This window comes from Micromonospora yasonensis, from assembly GCF_026013475.1.
GTDB lineage: Bacteria > Actinomycetota > Actinomycetes > Mycobacteriales > Micromonosporaceae > Micromonospora > Micromonospora yasonensis.
Genome location: NZ_JAPDPH010000144.1, coordinates 1 through 18,173 on the forward strand (window position 1 = coordinate 1; position 18,173 = coordinate 18,173).

The following is an 18,173-nucleotide window of genomic DNA, read 5'->3' on the forward strand; positions in this document are numbered from 1 at the left end:
TCAAGCTGCTCGACGGGGGGCTGCGCGACGGCGGCTGGATGAACGAGGGCCGGCCCAGGGGCGGCCACGCGCTGGCGATCCTGCCGGGCGTGACCCACTACAGCATCTTCAGCTCGCCGCTGTTCGCCGCCGCGACCCTCGCCTTCCTCGACGACCAGCCGAGCTGACCGGGCCGGTTCCGGTCCGCCCCGTCGAACCGGCGGGGCGGACCGGTTGGGTTACGGGATGTCAGGCCGGTCCCGTTCGGGAGCGCCCGCCCGACAGGCGGGCCACCGCCTGCCGGGCCCGCCACGTCGGCACGTCGCTGAAGCCGCCGGCACCGGTCTCGTCCGGCCGCGCTCGGTGGGCTGTCAGTCCTCGACTTCCGGGCCGAGCAGCCGGACCTCCTCGATGTCGACGGCGGCCTGCAACTGGCGCAGCACCGCGTCGTCGATCTCGTTGCGGTTACGCAGCCGGGTGACCTCCCGTCGTTTGTGGTCGAGCACGCCGAGGTGCAGCCGGCGGGCGGTCTCGCGTTCCTGCTCCTCCTCCTCGGTCCGCGGGGAGCGGATGTCGTCCAGGTGGTCCTGGTAGTCGGAGCGGAGGCGGTCGACGGCGTCCGGCGACGCGCCCACGTCGGCGGCGACCTGCGGTAACGCGGCGAGGGCCGCCTCGGTGGCCCGGATCCGCGCCCAGCGCACCTCGTGTTCGCGTTCCTCGTCGCCCATCAGCCCGGCCCAGCTGACCACCAGCGGCAGGGTGGTGCCCTGCACCAGCATGATCAGCACGATCACCACGACCGTGACGAAGATGATCAGGTCGCGCTCGCGTACCGGGGTGCCGGCGTGGGTGGCGACCGGTACCGCGAGCGCAGCGGCGAGGGAGACCGCGCCTCGGAAGCCGGCCCAGCCGGCGGCGGCACGGACCCGGAAGTCGAACCGGCGGCCCCGGCGGGACTCGCGCCGGTCGAGGCCCTGCAGGGTTGACACCGACAGCTGCACCCAGACCAGCCGGACGAGCGCCACGACCAGGGCGACCAGCACGGCGATGCCCAGCGACGCCCACGGCGAGTGGCTGGTGATGGCGCGCAGGGAGCGGGGCACCTGCATCCCGAGCAGCACGAAGAGGCCGCCGTTGATCATGAAGGTGGACAGGTCCCAGAACGCGTACGCGGTGAGCCGGGAGCGGGCCCGGATCACCCGGGGCCCGGCGTACGACAGCAGCAGGCCGGCCACCACGACGGCGAGGACGCCGCTGGCGTGCGCCAGCTCGGCGAGCATGAACGCCGCGAACGGGGTGAGGATGCTCAGCCCGCCCTCGCGCATCGGGTCGTCGACGTGCTTGCGGATCAGGATGACCGCGCCGCCGACGAGCAGTCCGGCGGCGATCCCCCCGACGGACTTGGCGACGAACTGGCCGCCCAGCACGAGCGGCCCCGGGACCGCCCCGCCGGCGATCACGCCCACGGTGACGGCGAAGAGCACCAGCGCCGTACCGTCGTTGATCAGGCTCTCCGCGCGCAGCGTGGTGAGGATGCCGCGTGGCATCCGCTTGGCCAGGCCGGCCACCGCGGCGGCGTCGGTGGGCGCGAGGACCGCACCGAGCACCCAGGCCGCCGCCGGGTCGACGCCGAGCGCGCGAGCGACGTACGCGACGGCGACCGTCGTGATGATCACCAACGCGACCGCGAGCAGGGCGATGACCGCGAAGTTGGCCCGGATCTCGCGGAGGCTGATGACCAGGCTCTCCCGGTAGAGGATCGCGGGGAGGAAGAGGAGCAGCACCACGTCGGGCTTGAGGATCACGTTCCGGAAGGGCGGCAGCAGGCCGAGCAGCGCGCCCATGGCGATGAGCAGCACGGGCGGGGCGACCCGGTACCGGCCGCCGATGGTGGTGCCGATCAGCACGGTGGCACCCAGCACCGCGATCAGCACGAGTGCGCTCACGCCGAACCCTCCGTCAGCCGCCCGCCGCGTCCCACGCTGCCTCATGGCTGGCGGCTCGCGCCGTGGAATGGCGCAAGTGGGCGCGAACGCGGTGCGGGTTCAGCCGGTGCGCGCGCCGTCGATCAGGACGCCCAGGCCGTCGAGGACCCGGGCCAGGCCGAACTCGTACGCGTGGTCCGGGCTGTACGCGGCATGCTGCGCCGATCCGGCTGCCGCGCCGACCCGGACGGCGGTCGGGTACCGCTGTTCGTCGAGGACCTGGGCGAGCAGTGGGCCGTTCGCCGCCCACCACTGTTCATCGCTCCAGCTGTCCTGCTGGCGGGCGAGGCGTACCTCGGCCGCCGAGCGGGCCGCGGCCCGGACGAAGTCGAGGACGTAGGTCAACGCGGCGTCGCGTCGCACGTCGTCCAGGCCGGTGCCGTCGAAGGCGCGCAGCTCGTACTCGTATTTGGCCATCAAGCCAGGGCCGAGCGGCGGCCGGCTCGTGGAGACCTCGGCGGCCCACGGATGGGCGTGGAACAACTCCCGGTTCTCCGCGGCGAGCGCCGCCACCCGGGCGCGCCACGGCTCACCGGAGCGGTCGGGCCGGGGCATCCGGGAGTAGCAGTGGTCCAGCATCAGATCGAGCAGTTCGGCCTTGCCCGGCACGTAGGTGTAGAGGGTCATCGGCGCCACGCCGACCGCCTGGGCGACCGCCCGCATGGTCACCGCGTCCAGCCCTTCGGCGTCCGCCAGCTCGACCGCGGCCGTGACGATGTCGTCCAGCGAGCGGCCCGGGCGCGGTCCCCGGCGCGGGCTCTCCTCCGGCTGTCTCCAGAGCAGGCGCAGGGTACGGGCCGGATCTCCGGCTCCGCTGCGGTGGTTGGGCACGTGGTGATCCTCTCAGATCAAAACCTCGTACTGCGTACGATGTACAATGTACGGAGTAACTCCGCCGATCTCAGGGAGACCACGTGCAGATCACCGCCTCGGCCCTCTCACTCAACGTCGACGACGTGGCCGCCTCCGCCGCGTTCGTCCAGCAGCACTTCGGCTTCAAGCAGGAGATGGCGGCCGACGGCTTCGTATCGCTGGCCCGCGACGGGGCCGGCTTCAACCTGATCTTCCTGCGCACCGGGCTGCCCAGCATCCAGCCGGACCGCCTGCGGGGGCAGCGCGCCGAGGGCCTGATCGTCGCCTTCGTGGTGGACGACATCCACGCCGAGTACGCCCGGATCCAGGCGGCCGGCGTGCCGATCACCACCCCGATCCAGACCGAGCCCTGGGGCGAGCGCTTCTTCCAGGTCACCGACCCGAACGGGGTCATCCTCCAACTGGTGCAGTGGGTGCACGCCCCGGCCGAGGCCGGCTGATCGGGGCCGCGCCGTTCGCCGAGACTCTTCGGCGAACGGCGCGCCCGCCCGGCACGGGCGGGGAGCACGTCACTCGAAGCGGGCGGGGTCGCCGGCGCCGCGGCGCAAGATCTCCGGCTCGGGGCCGGACAGGTCGATCACCGTGGTGGGCTCCAGGCCGCAGTCGCCCGCGTCGACCACCGCGTCGACCTGGTGGTCCAGCCGCTCCTTGATCTCCCAGCCCTGGGTCATCGGCTCCTCCTCGCCGGGGAGCAGCAGGGTGCTGGATAGCAGCGGCTCGCCCAGCTCGGCGAGCAGCGCCTGGGTCACGGTGTGCCTCGGCACCCGCACCCCGACGGTGCGCCGGCGCGGGTCCTGCAACCGGCGGGGCACCTCGGCGGTGGCCGGCAGGATGAACGTGTACTGGCCCGGGATGGCGGCCTTGACCTGCCGGAACACCGAGTTGCTCAGCTTGACGAACTGGCCGAGCTGGGCGAAGTCCGCGCACAACAGGGTGAACGGGTGCCGGTCGTCGAGCTTGCGGATGTCCCGGATCCGCTCCACGCCGGACCGGTTGCCGAGCTGGCAGCCCAGCGCGTAGCAGGAGTCCGTCGGGTAGGCGATCAGGCCGTCGCCGCGGAGCAGCTCGACGATCTGTCGGAGCACCCGGGGCTGCGGATTGTCCGGGTGCAGGTCGTAGTACCTCGCCACGCAGGAAGCCTATGCCGCGCCCGGCCGGGCCGCGAGCCCGGAAAAAGTCGCCGCGATCAGGTTTGCCGCGCCGGCGTACCGGAAAAGGTGAGGCCGCTCGAAGAGGGGACCCACACATGTCCGATGCCAGCACAGACCACGCCGACCGCCCGGCCGAGGTGACCGACCCGCTGCTGTGGGATCTGGCCGCCGCGGTCGCCGACGCCCACCAGCCCGACGACAACCAGGTCTGCGCCAGCCCGAGCTGCGTCGGCGCGGCTTGGCCGTGCGCCGCCTGGGACAGCGCCCAGGAAGGGCTGCGCGCCGCCCGGGCCCCGCAGCCCGCGCCCGCGGCGCCCGCCGGAGGCACCGACGAGCGCCGCGACGACCCGTCGACCGGGTGGTCCGGCGGCCTGGTCCCGGCCGCCCGCCCGGAGCCGGTGGCCGCCACCTCCGCGGCCTGACGTCATTCGGCCCAGGCCGGCGGTCAGGCGTGGGTGCACCGGCGCAGGTTGTCGAGGTTGTTCGGCGACGCCGCGTCGGCCGCCGTGCGCAGGTACGGGCGGCCCTGGCGCGGCCGCACCACCCGGATGGGGGTACGGCTGGTGCCGGGCTCCTCCACGTAGAACGCGAACCGCCCGCTGCCCATCAGGTCGATCGCCTCGGGGACCGGGATGAGGAAGTGGGTGCCGTCGCCGTTGAACCCGCCGACGGCCACCACCGTCCCGTTCACGCTGCGCACGCAGCTGACCCGGACCGGCACCGCCGCGTCCTGGTACGCGGTGTCCGCGACCAGCGCCACCTGCAACCAGCCCTCGCCGGCCATCGACGGCTCGTTGGGCAGCAACGCGTCCGCGGTGCTCGGCACGACCGCGTCGGAACGCCACTGCCCGGGCCGGTCCCGGCGGTGCCAGTACCAGGAGCCGCGCACGTCCTGCGGCAACGGCAGCCGGACGGTCTCCAGGTCGTGCAGCACCGGGCCGTACCGCAGCGCCGGGGAGAGCCGGGACAGCGCCGGGGCGGTCCACTCGCGCAGCAGGCCCACCGCCTTCTGCGGCACCAGGCCGGCCGTGACGTGCACGTCCGAGCCGGGCACCATGAGCAGGGTCAACGGCACGGGCACCCCCGGGTTCACCGTGAACACCCCGGACGTGTCCACGTACGGGGAGGTCAAGGGGTCCGCGCCGGGCGCCGAGGCGGCACCGCCGGCGTCGGGCAACCCCGGCGCGAGCAGCGCCACCGCCGGATCGACGATGTGCAGCCGGTCCATGTCGTCGCCGACGCAGTACGCCAGCAGCCCGTCCTGCGCCCGGGACAGCGTGCCCAGCCGCACCGGGATGCCGGTGGTGGCGTTCTCCGGAGGCTGGCGCGGATCCTCCACCTCGACCTTCAGGTAGGCCCGGACCACCACGACCGGCCGACCGAGCAGCAACGCCAGGTGCTCGTCACCGGCCCGCCCGGTCACGTCGACCGTCCACCGGGTGGTGTCCAGCACCCGCAGCAGCGACTCCAGTGCGCTCTGCGCGGCCCCGGCCGGGTGGCCGCCGGCCCGGGCCACGGCGAGGGCCTGGTCGGCGGCGAGCATCCGGTCGGCGAACCGGGCCAGCAGCGGGTTCGGCAGGAACCGGCTCGGCGGCGCGCCGAGCGTCGCCGGCCGCCCCGGGTCCTCCTCCCAGGCGGTCACCGTCTCCGGGTCCGGGCGCAGCCGCCCGTAGCCGGCGCCCTTGTCGTCGAAGAACTCCAGCGTCCGGTCCACCAGTGACGGCACCAGGTAGCCGCAGACCGGGCTGACGCCCGCGTCGGCGTCCCGGGGCGCGCCGGTCGCGTCGGCGAAGCGCAGCAGCACCCGGGCCGGGGCGGTGAACCGGGGGCGCAGCGCCGCCAGGTCGGGCTGGCCGGGCACCGCCAGGGTCACCCCGTGCGTCACCGGCGCGGGCTGCGCCACGCCGGGGCCGAGCACCTCCAGGTAGCGGCCGTAGCCGTCGACCAGGCGGGCCCGGTCCAGGCGCAGGTACCCGGCCCGCAGCGCCACGAAGTCGGCGGCGCGGGGCGGCTGCGGCGGCTGGGCGGTGTCACTGGCGGTCGGCGCGTCCACGATCAGCCCGGTCGGGTCCCGGCGCAGCTGCTCGGCGATGCCCACCAGCTCGCCGGAGAGCAGGTCCCGTTCGGCGTCCTCACCGCCGACCGTGCCGTCCAGCAGGGCGGTCGCCGACGCGGACAGCATCACCCGGCCGCGCAGACTCCGGCCGCTCTCCGGCGCCGGCACGGTCACGGTCGCCGGCAGCCCGAAGTCGATCTCCCCCAGCGGCCAGTCGTGCGCCCCTCGGCCCGACGGCAGGTAGGTGGCCGACCACTCCAGCAGCAGCGGGTTCCACGGCCGGCTGGGCGGCGTGACGCCGACCGGGCTGGGCAGCGCCCCCTCGACCACCGCGCCGGCCGGCGGCACCGTCGGGTCGGCCACGCCGGGGTCGAACGACGCCCACCAGGCGGCGCGGGCGGCGGCCACCGGCGACGGCTGGGTGGCGGTGGACCGGTCCAGGTCGGGCGCGGAGCCCGGGTCGATGCTGGCCAGCTCGACGAGCAGGTCGGTGGCGACCGCCGGCACGCCGTACTCGGGCCGCAGGCCGGCCAGCGGGGCCGGCGGCAGCACCGCCGCGCCACGGCCGGGGTCGCCGCCGGCGACGCCGAAGCCGCGGACGGTCTGCCCGTCGAGCCGGCACAGCAGGTGACCGAGCACCGAGTAACGGCCGTCGGCGCCGTGCTTCGGGCTGCGGCCGCCGCCGGCGACCACCAGCGCCGGCTCCAGCGCGTGCCACACCCGCGGCCGGGTCCGTTCGACCTGCACGAACGACCCGCCGCCCGCGGCGCCGGCCGCGCCGGCCGCCGGCTGCCAGATGAACTCGTTGCCGGCGGCGGCCGGCGCGGACCCGAACCGGCTCTGGTGCAGCGTGGCGTCCAGCTGGGCGGGACCGTCGGCGCCGGTGACGTCGGACAGCGCGTTCTGCAGCAGCGCCTCGACCATCCGGGCCGCGTCGGCGGGGTCCCCGGGCTCGGCGGCGACCGCGGCGAGCGCCTCGGCGAGGGTCTCCCCCAGGGCCAGCGCCACCGCGTCCGGAGCGGGCCGGTAGTCGATCTCCCGCCCGAGCAGGCCGCCGTCGCCCGTCCACCGCGGCTCCGGCCAGCCGACCGAGACCGCGGCGGCGTGGTAGACGGACCGGTCGGGCACCGGCTGGGTGGCCAGCCGGGGCGGGAAGATCTCCCAACCGAGCTGCTCCATCCGCTCCTTGTGCGCCACCTCGCCGGCCGCGCCGTACAGCGGGTCGCGGGTGAGGTCGGTGTACCAGCCGAGCACCAGGTAGGCCACCGGACCGGTCAGCCCGGCCAGCTCGTCGTGCAGGGCGAACCGGTTCGTCACGTTGTCGTAGTAGCCGGCCCAGCCCAGGTCGCCGTGGCCGAGCGCGGTGAGCGGCGACCGCGGCGCGGCACCGGGCGCCGGCAGGGTCGGGCCGGTCAGCGCCCGGTCCACCCGGACCGGCTCGATCAGGCCCGCGTACGGCAGCAGCCAGGCGTCCACCGCGCGCGGCGCCGGCGTGGCCGGGCCGGACAGCCGGACCACCAGCCAGCGGTCCGGCACCGGGGGGAAGGTGGTCGCCCCGGTCTCGTCGGCGATGCCCCGGGTCAGCCCGTCGGGCAGGCTCCAGTGCAAATGGGCGCCGGTCGGCCGGGCGGTCTCCCGGGCGCTGAACGGCGCGGGCAGCAGGTCCTGCCGGACCCGGCCGCTGGCCGGCGGGGTCGGCCGGGTCAGGGCGGTCCGCGCCCAGTCGGACGGGGCACCCGGCTCCCGCACCATCAGGACGTCGAGCGCGACCGGGACCAGAAGAGTTGTCACGCAGAGGCTCCCTTGCTCGGGGCGGGCCTGGCGGCAGGCCCGGAGACGGTCGGCGGTGCGGCGGTCACGACGTGGGCGGGGCGGAGGCGGCGAACCGTTGCCGGGACGGCGCCTGCAGCAGGGACAGGGCGACGGCGGCGCCGCCGCGCGGGTGGGGCAACGGGCGAGCGGCGTCCAACGCGCCGGCCAGGCCGGCGACGTTGACGACCCCGTCGACCGTGCTCCCGGTGCGCATCGGCACCGGGACGCTGCCCACCTCGCGCCCCGCGGCGTCCCGGATCGGCACCCGCCACCCGGTGCCGTCCTCCTCGAGGCCGAACTGGACGCTCTGCGGCGGCTCCTCCAGCCAGACCAGCCGGGGCACTCCGCGGAAGAGCGCCAGCAGCACCGACGGCGACAGCCGCTCCAGCCGCAGCAGGTCGACCACCAGGTCGGGCCGGAGGCGGGCCAGCGCGTCCGGGTCACACCCGGAGGGCACGTCGGCCAGCGAGTCGCTGGCCCAGGCCCGTACCTCCATCGCCGGCCAGCCGCTGACCAGCGCCGAGCGCAGCAGGAACCCGGTGACCGGGATGTCCGCCTCCGCGGCGGTCAGCTCCCCGGTCGCCCGCACCTGCGCGAGCAGGTCGGCCGCGACCGGGATCGACATGCGGGTGCGCTGCACCTCGCGCACCAGCGGCAACTGCTCGGTCACCGCGGCGGTGACCTGCGGCAGCAGCGTACGGACGCCGGCCCGCTCGCGGCTGCCGTCACCGCCCACCGCCAGCGCGCCCGCCCGCAGCTGCGCCAGCCAGGCGGTGTCGAGGCGGAAGAACCGGATCGACTCGGCCGGCAGCAGCCGGGCGTCGGGGACGAGATAGCGGAACGGCAGGTCGTGCAGGAGGCTCCAGCGGGCCAGCAGGTGCTCGACGTACGCGGGCAGCGGCGGCGCCGTGCCGTCGGTCGCCGCGACGGTCGCCGGCTCGGTGGCGGCCAGGGTACGCAGCCGCGGCTGCGGGTCCGGCGCGGCCGGGCCGAGCAGCGCGCCGAGCCGCTCGGCGAGCAGCCGGCCACCGGAGGACAGCTGGGTCGTCACGACTCTTCTCCTTCTCGTCGCAGCTGGCGGGGAACGACACCGGAGCCGCCCGGGTGGGCCTGCCACAGGTCGGCGCGGCCGGTCCGGGACAGCAGCCGCTGGGCGAACGCCTCGCCGAGCACGGCGAGCGGGTCACCGTCGACGGGCGCGGCGGCGGCCCGGCGCAGGGTCGGGCCGGTAGCCGCGTACGAGCCGACGCTGCCGGCACGGGCACCAGCCGCGCCGCCCACGCGGGCGGCCTCGTCGGTGGCCCGGTGCCAGGCGACCACCTCGCGGATGAACCGGCCGTCGGCGGCGGCGAGCAGCCGCCCCAGTTCGAACGCCGCGTCGGCGGTCACATCGGCCGGCCCGTCGGGCAGCGGGTCGGGCGCCGCGCCGAGCAGTGGCGAGCGGTAGCCCATGGTGGTGGGTGTCCCGTCGCGGCGGGTGCCGGCGAGGCCGAGCGCGCCCGCGCCGTCCACCAGGTGTGGCTGGCCGGCCGGTGGGGTGCCGAACCCGCCGAGGTCCAGGTGCGCGGCGAGGTGTTCGAAGGTGCCCCCGGCGGTGCTGGTGGTGAACAGCCAGGAGGCGAGGACGAGCAGCGTGGGCGGGGCGCCAGTGGTGGTGGACCAGGCGTCGTCGCGGGCCTCCAGGGAGACCAGGCAGGCGGTGTACCTGACCGGCGTCGCCCGGCCCAGCGGCAGCCGGTTGGCGGTGACCACCGCGAACCAGCCGTCGTCGTCGCGGCCGGCCAGCGCGGTGTCGGCGACGTTCACCTGACGGACGTGGGTGAGCAGCCCGACGTCGGTGCGGCTGGGCAGCAACGCCCGGAAGGTGGTCAGGTCCTTGGCCCGCAGCCCGACCACCGTGCGGTTGCCGTCGACCGGCTCGATGCCGTTGAGCTTGTTGTAGACCGTGTCGCCGACGACGTTGCGCAGCGGCCCGGTGACCAGGCTTGCCTCCTCGGTACGGACGACCAGCAGCGCCAGCCACGGGGTGCCGTCGGGCAGCCGCCGCTCCCACGGCAGCGTCCGCCGGCCCAGCACCACGTGCGGCAGCCGGTCGCCGAACGCGCCGATCGCGTCCCGGGGCGGGTGCTGGGCGGTCACCTCGGTCGCGTCCAGGGTGAGCCGTGGCCCGCCGACCTGCACGTGGGTGACGTGCTCGGGCGGGGCGGGCTGCGGCGTGCCGGACTGCGCGGTACGGCGCACGTCCAGACCGCTGCGGAAGCGGTAGATGCCCGCCGTCAGCGACGGGGTGACCTTGTCGTGCAGCCGGATCGAACCCGCCGCGATCGGACCCTCAGGCATCACGCCTCCGTCTCGTCGTCGTCGAAGGCGACGTACGCCGCCGGTGGTGCCGGTGCCGCCGGCTCGGTCCGGGCCTCGGCGACCGCGATCCGCCGGGCCGGCCGGGTCGCGGCGTGCGCCGCCTCGGGCCCGGTGGTGGGGGCGGCGACCCGGGCCAGTTCGAGCCGGGCGGCCGGGTCGTACGGGTCGGCGACGTCGTCCGGGCTGCCGATCACCCCGGAGAGCTGCCAACTCTCCCCCGCGACGACCTGCACCGAGATGGCCCGGGCGTTCTGCTCCGCCTCGACGGTGAGCACGATCCGGTACCCGACATCGTCCGCCGCGACGTCCTCCCGGCTGTCGACCCGTACCCCGTCCAGTTCGATGCGGACCTCGTCGAGGCGCGCCCCGGCGGTGACCGGCTCCAGCGAGACCACGACCGTGCGGGTGTCGGCCGGCAACTCGGTGACCAGGCCGTCGACGGCGGCGGTGAGCAGCCCCGCCGGCACCGGCACGTGCTCCCCGGCCCGGCGGTAGCGGGCCGGCGGGGACCATGGCCGGGGCAGCAGCACGGTGGCGCCCGGGGCTACCAGCACGCCGTCGGTGACCGGGACCAGCGGGGTGTCGGCGGCCCAGCCGGCGGCGGCCTCGGCGGCCGGGGTCACCACGGCGCGGGCCGCCTCCGCCGGCACCCGGGCACCCGGCCGGGCCGGACCGTCGCTGACCGGCGCGCCGGTGCTGGTGAAGGTGGCCAGCCGCAGCGGCGTACGCCCCTCGTCCAAGCGCAGCCGGAGGCCACCCGTACCCGAGGTGTCCCAGATCTGGGTGGCGCCGACCGGCAGCGCCGCCCCGGTGTCTCGGAGGGTGCGGGCGGCCAGGCCGGCCCGCCCGGCCGCGCCGCGCCGCTGGTCGGCGGTGACGGTGGCGCGCAGCGTCGGGGCCGCCCCGGCGACCGGCCGCAGGCCCGCCCGCACGGTGACCGGCGACGGCTCGGCCAGGGTGGCGCGGCGCAGCACCGACGGCGCCACCGCCTGCGCACCGGGCACGGACAGCGGCAGGTGCCGTGCGGTCTCCTCCTCGATCATGGTGGCCAGCGCCACGTCCGGCAGCGCGCCGGTGGCCTCGGAGACGGTGACCGGGGCGGCCAGGTTCACCGAGGACAGGGCGCGGATCATCGTGGCTTTCGCCCCGCTGGTGTTGCCGCCGGCCAGGGTGCCGTCCCAGAGGGCGGCCGGGAAACCGGTGGTGGCGGTGGCCGGCCGCAGGGTCTGCAGCTGCGCCGTGGGCACGGGGATCCAGCCGCCGCTGTGCTGCTCGACGGTGACGACCATGGTGGCGCGGACGAAGCCCACCTTGTTGCCGGAGGGCACGACCTCCACCGTCCGCCCGTTGGTGCCGTCGTCCGCGCGGCCGCTGCCGGTCAGCCGCCAGGCCGCCAGCGGCATCAGCGACTCGACCCGCACCGCGAACTCGGGCGCCACCGACCACGGGCGGTCCAGCGTGCCGTCCGGGCGGCTGCCGATGGCCGGCGGGAGGGTGCCGGCGGTCACCGTGGCGGCGGTCGCCGGCTTGGTCGCGTCGCCGCCACTGAGGTACTTGGTGGCGAACTGCGACCACTCCAGGTAGTTCTGCGCCTCCGTCCGGCCGAAGCGGACGGTGACCGAGGCGATGGCCAGGTCGACGGTGACGGTGCCGCGCAGCGGCGGCCCCTCCAGGTGCACGTACGCGCCGAGCGAGACGCTCACGTTGATCCGGGCGCAGGCGAAGAAGCAGACCTTCATGGTGAACCGGGCACCGACGCTGACCCTGACATCGACCGAGTAGGCCAGCGGGTCCCAGCGCACGAGCATGTCCAGCGCGGCGGTGAACCAGACCCGGATCGGCGACCGGTCGTAGGACGCCTCCAGCCGGCCGCCGAGCATCACCGCGGACGGGGTCAGGGTGAAGTACGCGTCCCCCTTGACCACCACGCCGCCACCGACCGACCAGTGGAACCCGACCCGCGGCACGTCCGGGTAGTGCGCCGGCTTGGCGAACCGCGGGTGGTAGCCGCCGATGGACAGCAGCACCTCCGGCCGGTCGAACCAGACCACGAAGGCGAACCCGCCGGTGAGCTGGCAGTCCCGGCTGAGCAGCCACGAGTTGCGGGTCAACGCGGCCCGGACGGACAGCACCTTGTCCACCGTGCTGTAGCGGGCGGCGAGGGCCAGCTCGACGCTCATCACCGCCGCCTGCGAGTCGGGCAGTGCCATCCGCATCAGCCCGAGCAGCCCGACCTCCAGGCCCCGGTCGGCGGAGACGTAGGCCAGGGCGGTGGTGTGCAGCAGCTGGAAGGTGGTGAACCGGACCCCGGCGGCCAGCCAGAACGCGCCCCGGGCGGGCGGGATGTCCTTCGACATCCGGGCCAGCGCCCCCATCGGGCCGCCCGCGCCCCCGAACCCGCCGTCGTCGATCGCCTTGACCAGCGGGAACGCCGGTACGCCCTGCGGGTCGCGCGGCACCAGCAGCTTCCGGTTGTAGCCGGCGCCGCCGCCGAGACCGAGCACGTACAGGTACGGCGGGCCGCCGAGCGGGAACCCGACGGACAGGAACACGAACAGCGAGGTGTACTCGCCGAGGTCGTCGCGGGGTCGGGCGTACGAGCCGACCGCGGTCAGGCCGCGACCGGCCAGGTCGACCGAGAGCATGCCGTCGTACTGCACGCCGTTGGCGCCGGTGACCTTGACCAGCCCGCCGGCGACCGACACCCCTGGCGAGGTGAACGACAGCGACAGTCCGGTCAGGTCCACCTCCCAGGCGCTCAGGTCGGTGGGGTTTCGCAGCGGCACCAGCAGCGACAGGTCGTCGACGTCGACGGTGAGCCCGGCGATGGCGACCCCGCCGTCGATGGCCACCCCGACCTTGCCCGGCCCGCTGGTGGCCGCCTTGTACAGCATCGCCAGCTCGGCGATGTGCAGCGGCCCGTACGTCCGGTTGATCTCGAAGCGGGCCTCGGTCTTCCCGCCGAACAGCACCACCCAGCGACCCCCGCCGCGGGCGACCAGCACGTCGATCGGCGGGTTCGCCGGCGCGCCGTCGCCGCCGCCCCCGGTCTGCAGCAGCGACGCCGCGACCGGGTTCGATCCGCCCCCGCCAGGGGCCATCGGGAACCCGAGCCCCTCGACGGTGACCGCGCCGTCGACCACGGCCGGCCGGGTCAGCGCCCCGGTGCCGGTCAGCGGCAGGTCCACCCGCACGTGGGCGCTGGCCGCCCCGAGCCGGAAGCCGCCGGTCTCGACCAGCGCCTTGCCGGACGCGGCGGCGGCCACCCGCAGGCCGAGCCCGCCCAGGCGCAGCACCGGGCGCAGCTGCGGCGCGGCCGGGTTGGTCAGGTCCAGCAGCAGCAGACCGACGCCCCGGCCAGCGGCGCCCCAGCCGAAGTCCTGCGATCCGGGCAACCCGAAGCGCACCTGCACGGCGGTGTCCCCGGCGGGCAGGGCCAGCTCGCCGCTGAGCACGATGCCGTAGCGGGCGCCGTCCGCGACCACCGACAGGGCCAGCCCGCCGGGCACCGGCACGGCCACCCCGGCGACCGCGTCCAGCGCCCCGCGCAGCAGCCCGACCGGGGTGGGCAGCGCCGGGGCCATCCGGATGCCGTCCGGGGCGTCGACCGCCACACCGGCGCCGGTGAGGATCTGCGCGGCGGTACGCCCGCCGGTCCACAGCTGCTTGCGCAGCCACGGTTCGGCGGCCCGCAGCGCGAGGGTGCCCGCCATCGGCACCACCAGCCGCTGGGCGAGCTGCGCCAGGTCGGCCGCCCCGGGCAGCAGCATCACGGGCGCGAGCTGGACGGATAGTTCCCCGGTGCCGGCGTCGTCGGTGCCGAGCAGCCCGAGCCGCACGGCCAACCCCGCCGGGGTGGCCTGCACGGACAGCCGGGCCCGCAGCGCCACGCCGAGACCGGTGTCCACGTACGCCCGGGCGGCCAGTTCGACGGTCACGGTCGGGTGGGTGTAGCCGACCACCACGTCGGCGGTGAGCGCGCCGGCGGTCACGTCCCGTACCGCCAGGCGCAGCGCCGGCCGTGCCGCGGCCAGGTCGGCGCGCAGCTCGACGGTGCCGCCGAGCACGGCGACCCGCACCGCCACCTCACCGGGACTGGTCGGTTCGGGAACCTGGGCGGTGCCCAGCACCCGACGCAGCAGGGCCACGGCGGCGGCGGCGATGGCCGGGCCCGCGGCGGCGAGCCGCCCGGCGGACAGGTCGTGGACCAGGTCCGCCAGCGCCCCGGCGCGCGCGGCGAAGCCGTGCGGGGCGGCGGCCGGGTCGTAGACGCCGAGCGCCCCGGCGACCGCCAGCGCGTCGTCCAGCACCGCGGGGCGCGGGTCACGGGCGCCGATCCCCTCGACCAGCCGGTCGAGGACCTCCGGCAGCAGCCGCGCGCCGGCGGCCGCCACCAGGGCGTCCATCCCGGTCACGGTCGGCAGCAGGGTGAGCGTGACACCGAGCGCGGCCGGCGTGACCGACACGGACAGCCCGCTGGCGTCCGCGCCCAGGCGTACGTCGAGCGCGCCCCACTCGCCGGGCAGTGGTAGGTGCAGGGTCAGCTCGCCGCCGGGCCGGACGTGCCGGGTGCCGTCGACGTCCAGGTGCAGCGCCAGGTCCAGGGTGGCCGGAGCGGCACCGTCCTGCCACAGCACGATCGGGTCGTCGGTGGCGAGCAGCACCCGCAGCGCCCGGGCGTCGGCGGGACCCACGTCGAGCAGGTCGACGGTGATGCCGCCGGGCAGGGTGAGCGGGTGCGCCGGATCGGCGCCCAGTCCCAGCGGGGCCGCCGCCAGGCGCAGCAGGTCGGCCAGTGGTGCCGCCTGCGGCGGCGCGCCGGGGGTGCCGGCGAAGGTGCGTTGCAGCCAGCCCGCCGGGTCGGTCAGCAGCCCGTCGAGCGAGGCCACCCGGACGTTCCCGCCGGCCACCTGTTCCAGCAGGACGCCCAGGGCCGCGCTGGTGAGCAGCCGGGGCAGCAGCGGCGCGAGCCGGGCGGGCAGGTCCGGGGCGGCCGGCGACAGCCGGACCGGCTCGGGCAGCCACGGGGCGGCCAGCGACACCGCCCCGCCGGTCCGGGCGAGGGTGACGCCGCCGAGCGTGAGCGCCGCCTGCACCTGGGGCATCGGATCCGCCAGCGCGACGGTCGACGAGCCGGTCAGGGTGACGCCGTGGCCGAGCCGCAGACCGGTGCCGGTGGTGCGGGCGGTGAACCGCCACGGTTGGGCCTCCAGCACCAGCTCCAGCGGAAGCCCGCCGAGGGGCCGTCGCCAGGGGCCGCCGCCGGTGGCGGCCCCGGCGTCGCGGACCAGGCCGAGCAGCCCGGCGGCCCGGTCGACCAGCGCCGGCAGCCGCGGCGCCAGCCACGCCGTGGCGTCCGTACGCAGCCCGGCCATCGCGTCGGCCAGCACCGCGGCCGGCCGGTCGGCGGCCGCGCGGTTGATGACGCCGAGGGCGGCCAGCTCGGTCAGCAGCCGGTTCAGCCGGCCGCCCGTGGCGGCCACCCGGTCCAGTTCCCCGACCAGGGCGTCGAGCAGTTCCGGTGCCCGGGGGTCGAGCAGGTCGACGGCGGGGGACGCCTCGCCGCGCAGGGCCGCGTCGTGCAGCACCACGTCGATCTCGGTGACCGGACCGGCGGCGCCGGCGCGGATGCCGGCCCGGACGGTGAGGGCGCGGACCCGGGCGACCTGCGGGGCGCCGGTGCCGGGTCCGCCGAGTAGCCAGCCGTCGGGTCGGCCGACCCGGATCCGGACCTGCGCCGACGGCGCGTCGGCCGGTGCCGCCGGGTCCAGCGACACGGTGCCGAGGCCGAGCCGGACGTCCACGTCGACGTCGGGGTCGCCCGTGACCGCGGCGCCCAGGTCGAGCGCGAGCCGCGCGGCGGCGACCGCCCGGGTGGGCAGTTCCGCCGGCCCGGCCTCGATCACGGTCTGGCTGGTCAGCGCGGTGACGAGGGCGGTGTGCAGGTTGCCGGCGCCCCCGTCGAGGCTGCCGAACAGCGCGAGCGCCGGCACTCCCCCCAGGTTGACCGGGGTGGTGGGCCAGCGGGTGAACGCGGCGGCGGGCAGCGGGGCGGGGCGCGGCTGCTGGCCGGGTTCGCCGGCGGCGTACCCGTCGAGGAGCCGGCGCTGCAGCGCGAGGGCGGTGTCCAGCAGCGGCGCGGCCGGCAGGCCGGCCGGCGCCAGCAGGGTGGCCAACCGGACCCCGTCGGCCACGGCGGGCGTGTCCAGCGGCAGCAGCGTGCCGTCGAACGCGGTGCCGACCGTGACCAGGCCCAGCACCTGGGTGGGCACGGCCGCGGCGAGCTGCCGGGCGACCAGGCCGAGGTACGAGTGCCCGACCGGGACGGTACGCACCCCCGGGCGGGCGGCGCGGACGGCGTCGTGCACGTGCCGCAACGCGGCCAGTGCGGTCGCGGCGGGGACGGTGCCGTCGTCGGCGAGGTCCACCACGTACCACCGGGCGGCGGGCAGGGCGCCGAGGTCGACCAGGTGCGGCGGTGTGCCGGGCACCCGCAGGTCCACGGTGGCGACCTGCTCGGCGGGGACGTCGGCGAGCAGCTCGGCCCACGGTGCGGCGCCGGCCAGCGGGGGCGCGAGCAGCAGCACCGCCCACTGGTCCCCGGCTGCGGCGGTCCGCGCGGTGATCTCGTCCCGGATCTGGGCGACGGCACCCGGCGCGCCGGTGAGCGTGTCGTGGGTGGCGGCGACCGGGGTGCCGGTCCGCCAGCCGGGCTCGTCGGGCGGGGTGGCGCTGGCCGGTACCAGCCCGTCGCCCTCGACGAGCAGAGTGGACAGTGCCCCCAGCGCCGCGGCGGCCCAGGCGTGGTCCATCCCGTCCAGCGCGTCGGCCAGGTCGGGCAGGTACGCGCCGGCGACCTCGGCCGCCTCCAGCACGTCGGCGCCGGTGACGGGGACGATGTCCGGCAGGTCGTCGTCGGCCGGGTCCGCCCCGAACCGCTCGGCCAGCGGCGCGATCGCCCACTGGGCCGGCGGCCCCTGCGGTTCCAGCCAGGTGACCAGCTCCACCGCGTCGTCCCCGAGTCGCTGCAGCGGCACCCGCCACGGGACGGCCGGGGTGCCCCCGCCGGTGACCGGGAGGTCTACCGGCGGCAGGTCCTGGCCGGGCAGGGCGGGCAGCCGGTCGGTCAGGGTGGCCTGGAGCAGGTGCAGCAGCGCCCGCAGGTACGGCAGGCCGCCGTCGGTGCGGGCGTTCTCGTCCCGGGCCAGGTCGGCGAGCCAGCGCCGCACCGCGGCGGCCGGGTCGGCCAGCAGGGTGGACAGGTCGGCGGGGTCGGGCGGCGCGAGCGGCGGCAGCCCGGCGAGCGGACCGGTGGTGCCCGGCCCGGCGATGCCGATCAGCGCCAGCAGGTCCCGGACGGTCGGGCCGGCCCACGATTCGGCCACCCGGGCGAGCAGGCCGCGGGCGGCGCCCCAGAGGGCAGCCGAGTCGAGGCCGAGGCCGAGGTCGGCGGCGGTGGGGTCGAGCGGGCCGGCGGGCGGCAGCGTCAGGTCGCCGAGGACGTGCGACACCCCGTCGACGGTGACGGCGAGGTCGTCGACCGTGGCGGTGACGGTGACCGGCGACCCGAGCGACCAGCCGACGTCGAGGCGTACCCCGGCGGTGGCGACCCGGACCGGCGCGTCGAGGGCCAGGGCGGGCGGCTCGAACGCGACGGTGGCGGCGACCCCGCCGAGCCAGGACGGACCAGTGACCCCGTCGAGCGGGATCGAGGCCAGGGCGGCCCGGACGTCCGCCCGCCAGGGCAGGTCCACGTCGAGGTGGCCGCCGGCGCGCAGGCCGAGCCCCAGCTCGAGGACGGGCCGGGCGCTGGTGCCGGAGTCCCACAGCAGCAGTTCCAGCACCAGCGGGGCACCGTCGGCGGCGGCCAGCGCCGGCAGCGCGACCCGCCACGGCGCGGCGACGCTGCCGCTGCCGGTCACCTCCGGGGTGGCGCTGCCCGCCAGCCGGGCCACG

9 protein-coding genes are annotated in these 18,173 nt (G+C 76.6%); 2 read left to right on the plus strand and 7 right to left on the minus strand.

Annotation, left to right across the window (positions count from 1 at the left end; translation table 11 throughout):
• Positions 1 to 350: 350 nt before the first annotated feature.
• Both ONA70_RS24675 and ONA70_RS24680 read right to left on the minus strand, forming a co-directional pair.
• Positions 351 to 1,925, minus strand: a complete 1,575-nt coding sequence (locus tag ONA70_RS24675) for a Na+/H+ antiporter (protein ID WP_265008863.1) — start codon at positions 1,923 to 1,925, stop codon at positions 351 to 353.
• Between the two features lie 99 nt (positions 1,926 to 2,024).
• Entirely contained in the window at positions 2,025 to 2,795 is a 771-nt protein-coding gene (locus ONA70_RS24680; RefSeq protein ID WP_265008864.1) for a TetR/AcrR family transcriptional regulator, read from the minus strand.
• Between the two features lie 83 nt (positions 2,796 to 2,878).
• Between ONA70_RS24680 and ONA70_RS24685 the strand changes: the two genes are divergently transcribed.
• On the plus strand, positions 2,879 to 3,277 hold the full coding sequence (locus ONA70_RS24685; protein WP_265008865.1) for a VOC family protein: 399 nt from the start codon (positions 2,879 to 2,881) through the stop codon (positions 3,275 to 3,277).
• A 69-nt stretch (positions 3,278 to 3,346) separates the two neighbouring features.
• On the opposite strand, the gene ONA70_RS24690 is transcribed toward ONA70_RS24685, so the two are convergent.
• Positions 3,347 to 3,967 carry an L-threonylcarbamoyladenylate synthase gene (locus ONA70_RS24690; RefSeq protein WP_265008866.1) on the minus strand — a complete coding sequence of 207 codons (621 nt, stop codon included), beginning with the start codon at positions 3,965 to 3,967 and terminating at the stop codon, positions 3,347 to 3,349.
• A 116-nt stretch (positions 3,968 to 4,083) separates the two neighbouring features.
• On the opposite strand from ONA70_RS24690, the gene ONA70_RS24695 reads away from it, so the two are divergent.
• Positions 4,084 to 4,410 carry a hypothetical protein gene (locus tag ONA70_RS24695; protein ID WP_265008867.1) on the plus strand — a complete coding sequence of 109 codons (327 nt, stop codon included), beginning with the start codon at positions 4,084 to 4,086 and terminating at the stop codon, positions 4,408 to 4,410.
• Between the two features lie 23 nt (positions 4,411 to 4,433).
• Here ONA70_RS24695 and ONA70_RS24700 read toward each other — a convergent pair whose 3' ends face one another.
• The 4 genes from ONA70_RS24700 to ONA70_RS24715 form a co-directional block, all read right to left on the minus strand.
• Positions 4,434 to 7,835, minus strand: coding sequence for a DUF3892 domain-containing protein (locus ONA70_RS24700; protein ID WP_265008868.1), 3,402 nt, complete (start codon positions 7,833 to 7,835; stop codon positions 4,434 to 4,436).
• 64 nt (positions 7,836 to 7,899) lie between these two features.
• Entirely contained in the window at positions 7,900 to 8,907 is a 1,008-nt protein-coding gene (locus ONA70_RS24705) for a hypothetical protein (RefSeq protein WP_265008869.1), read from the minus strand.
• Positions 8,904 to 10,196 carry a hypothetical protein gene (locus tag ONA70_RS24710; protein WP_265008870.1) on the minus strand — a complete coding sequence of 431 codons (1,293 nt, stop codon included), beginning with the start codon at positions 10,194 to 10,196 and terminating at the stop codon, positions 8,904 to 8,906. The genes ONA70_RS24705 and ONA70_RS24710 overlap by 4 nt, the downstream gene beginning before the upstream one ends.
• Positions 10,196 to 18,139, minus strand: a complete 7,944-nt coding sequence (locus ONA70_RS24715; RefSeq protein WP_265008871.1) for a DUF6603 domain-containing protein — start codon at positions 18,137 to 18,139, stop codon at positions 10,196 to 10,198. Before ONA70_RS24715 ends, ONA70_RS24710 begins: the two co-directional genes overlap by 1 nt.
• Positions 18,140 to 18,173 lie beyond the last annotated feature (34 nt).

Excerpts from the sequence above, each read along its gene's own strand:
- ONA70_RS24695 (WP_265008867.1), top strand. The coding sequence starts at position 4,084 with ATGTCCGATGCCAGCACAGACCACGCCGACCGCCCGGCCGAGGTGACC.
- ONA70_RS24710 (WP_265008870.1), bottom strand. The coding sequence starts at position 10,196 with ATGCCTGAGGGTCCGATCGCGGCGGGTTCGATCCGGCTGCACGACAAG.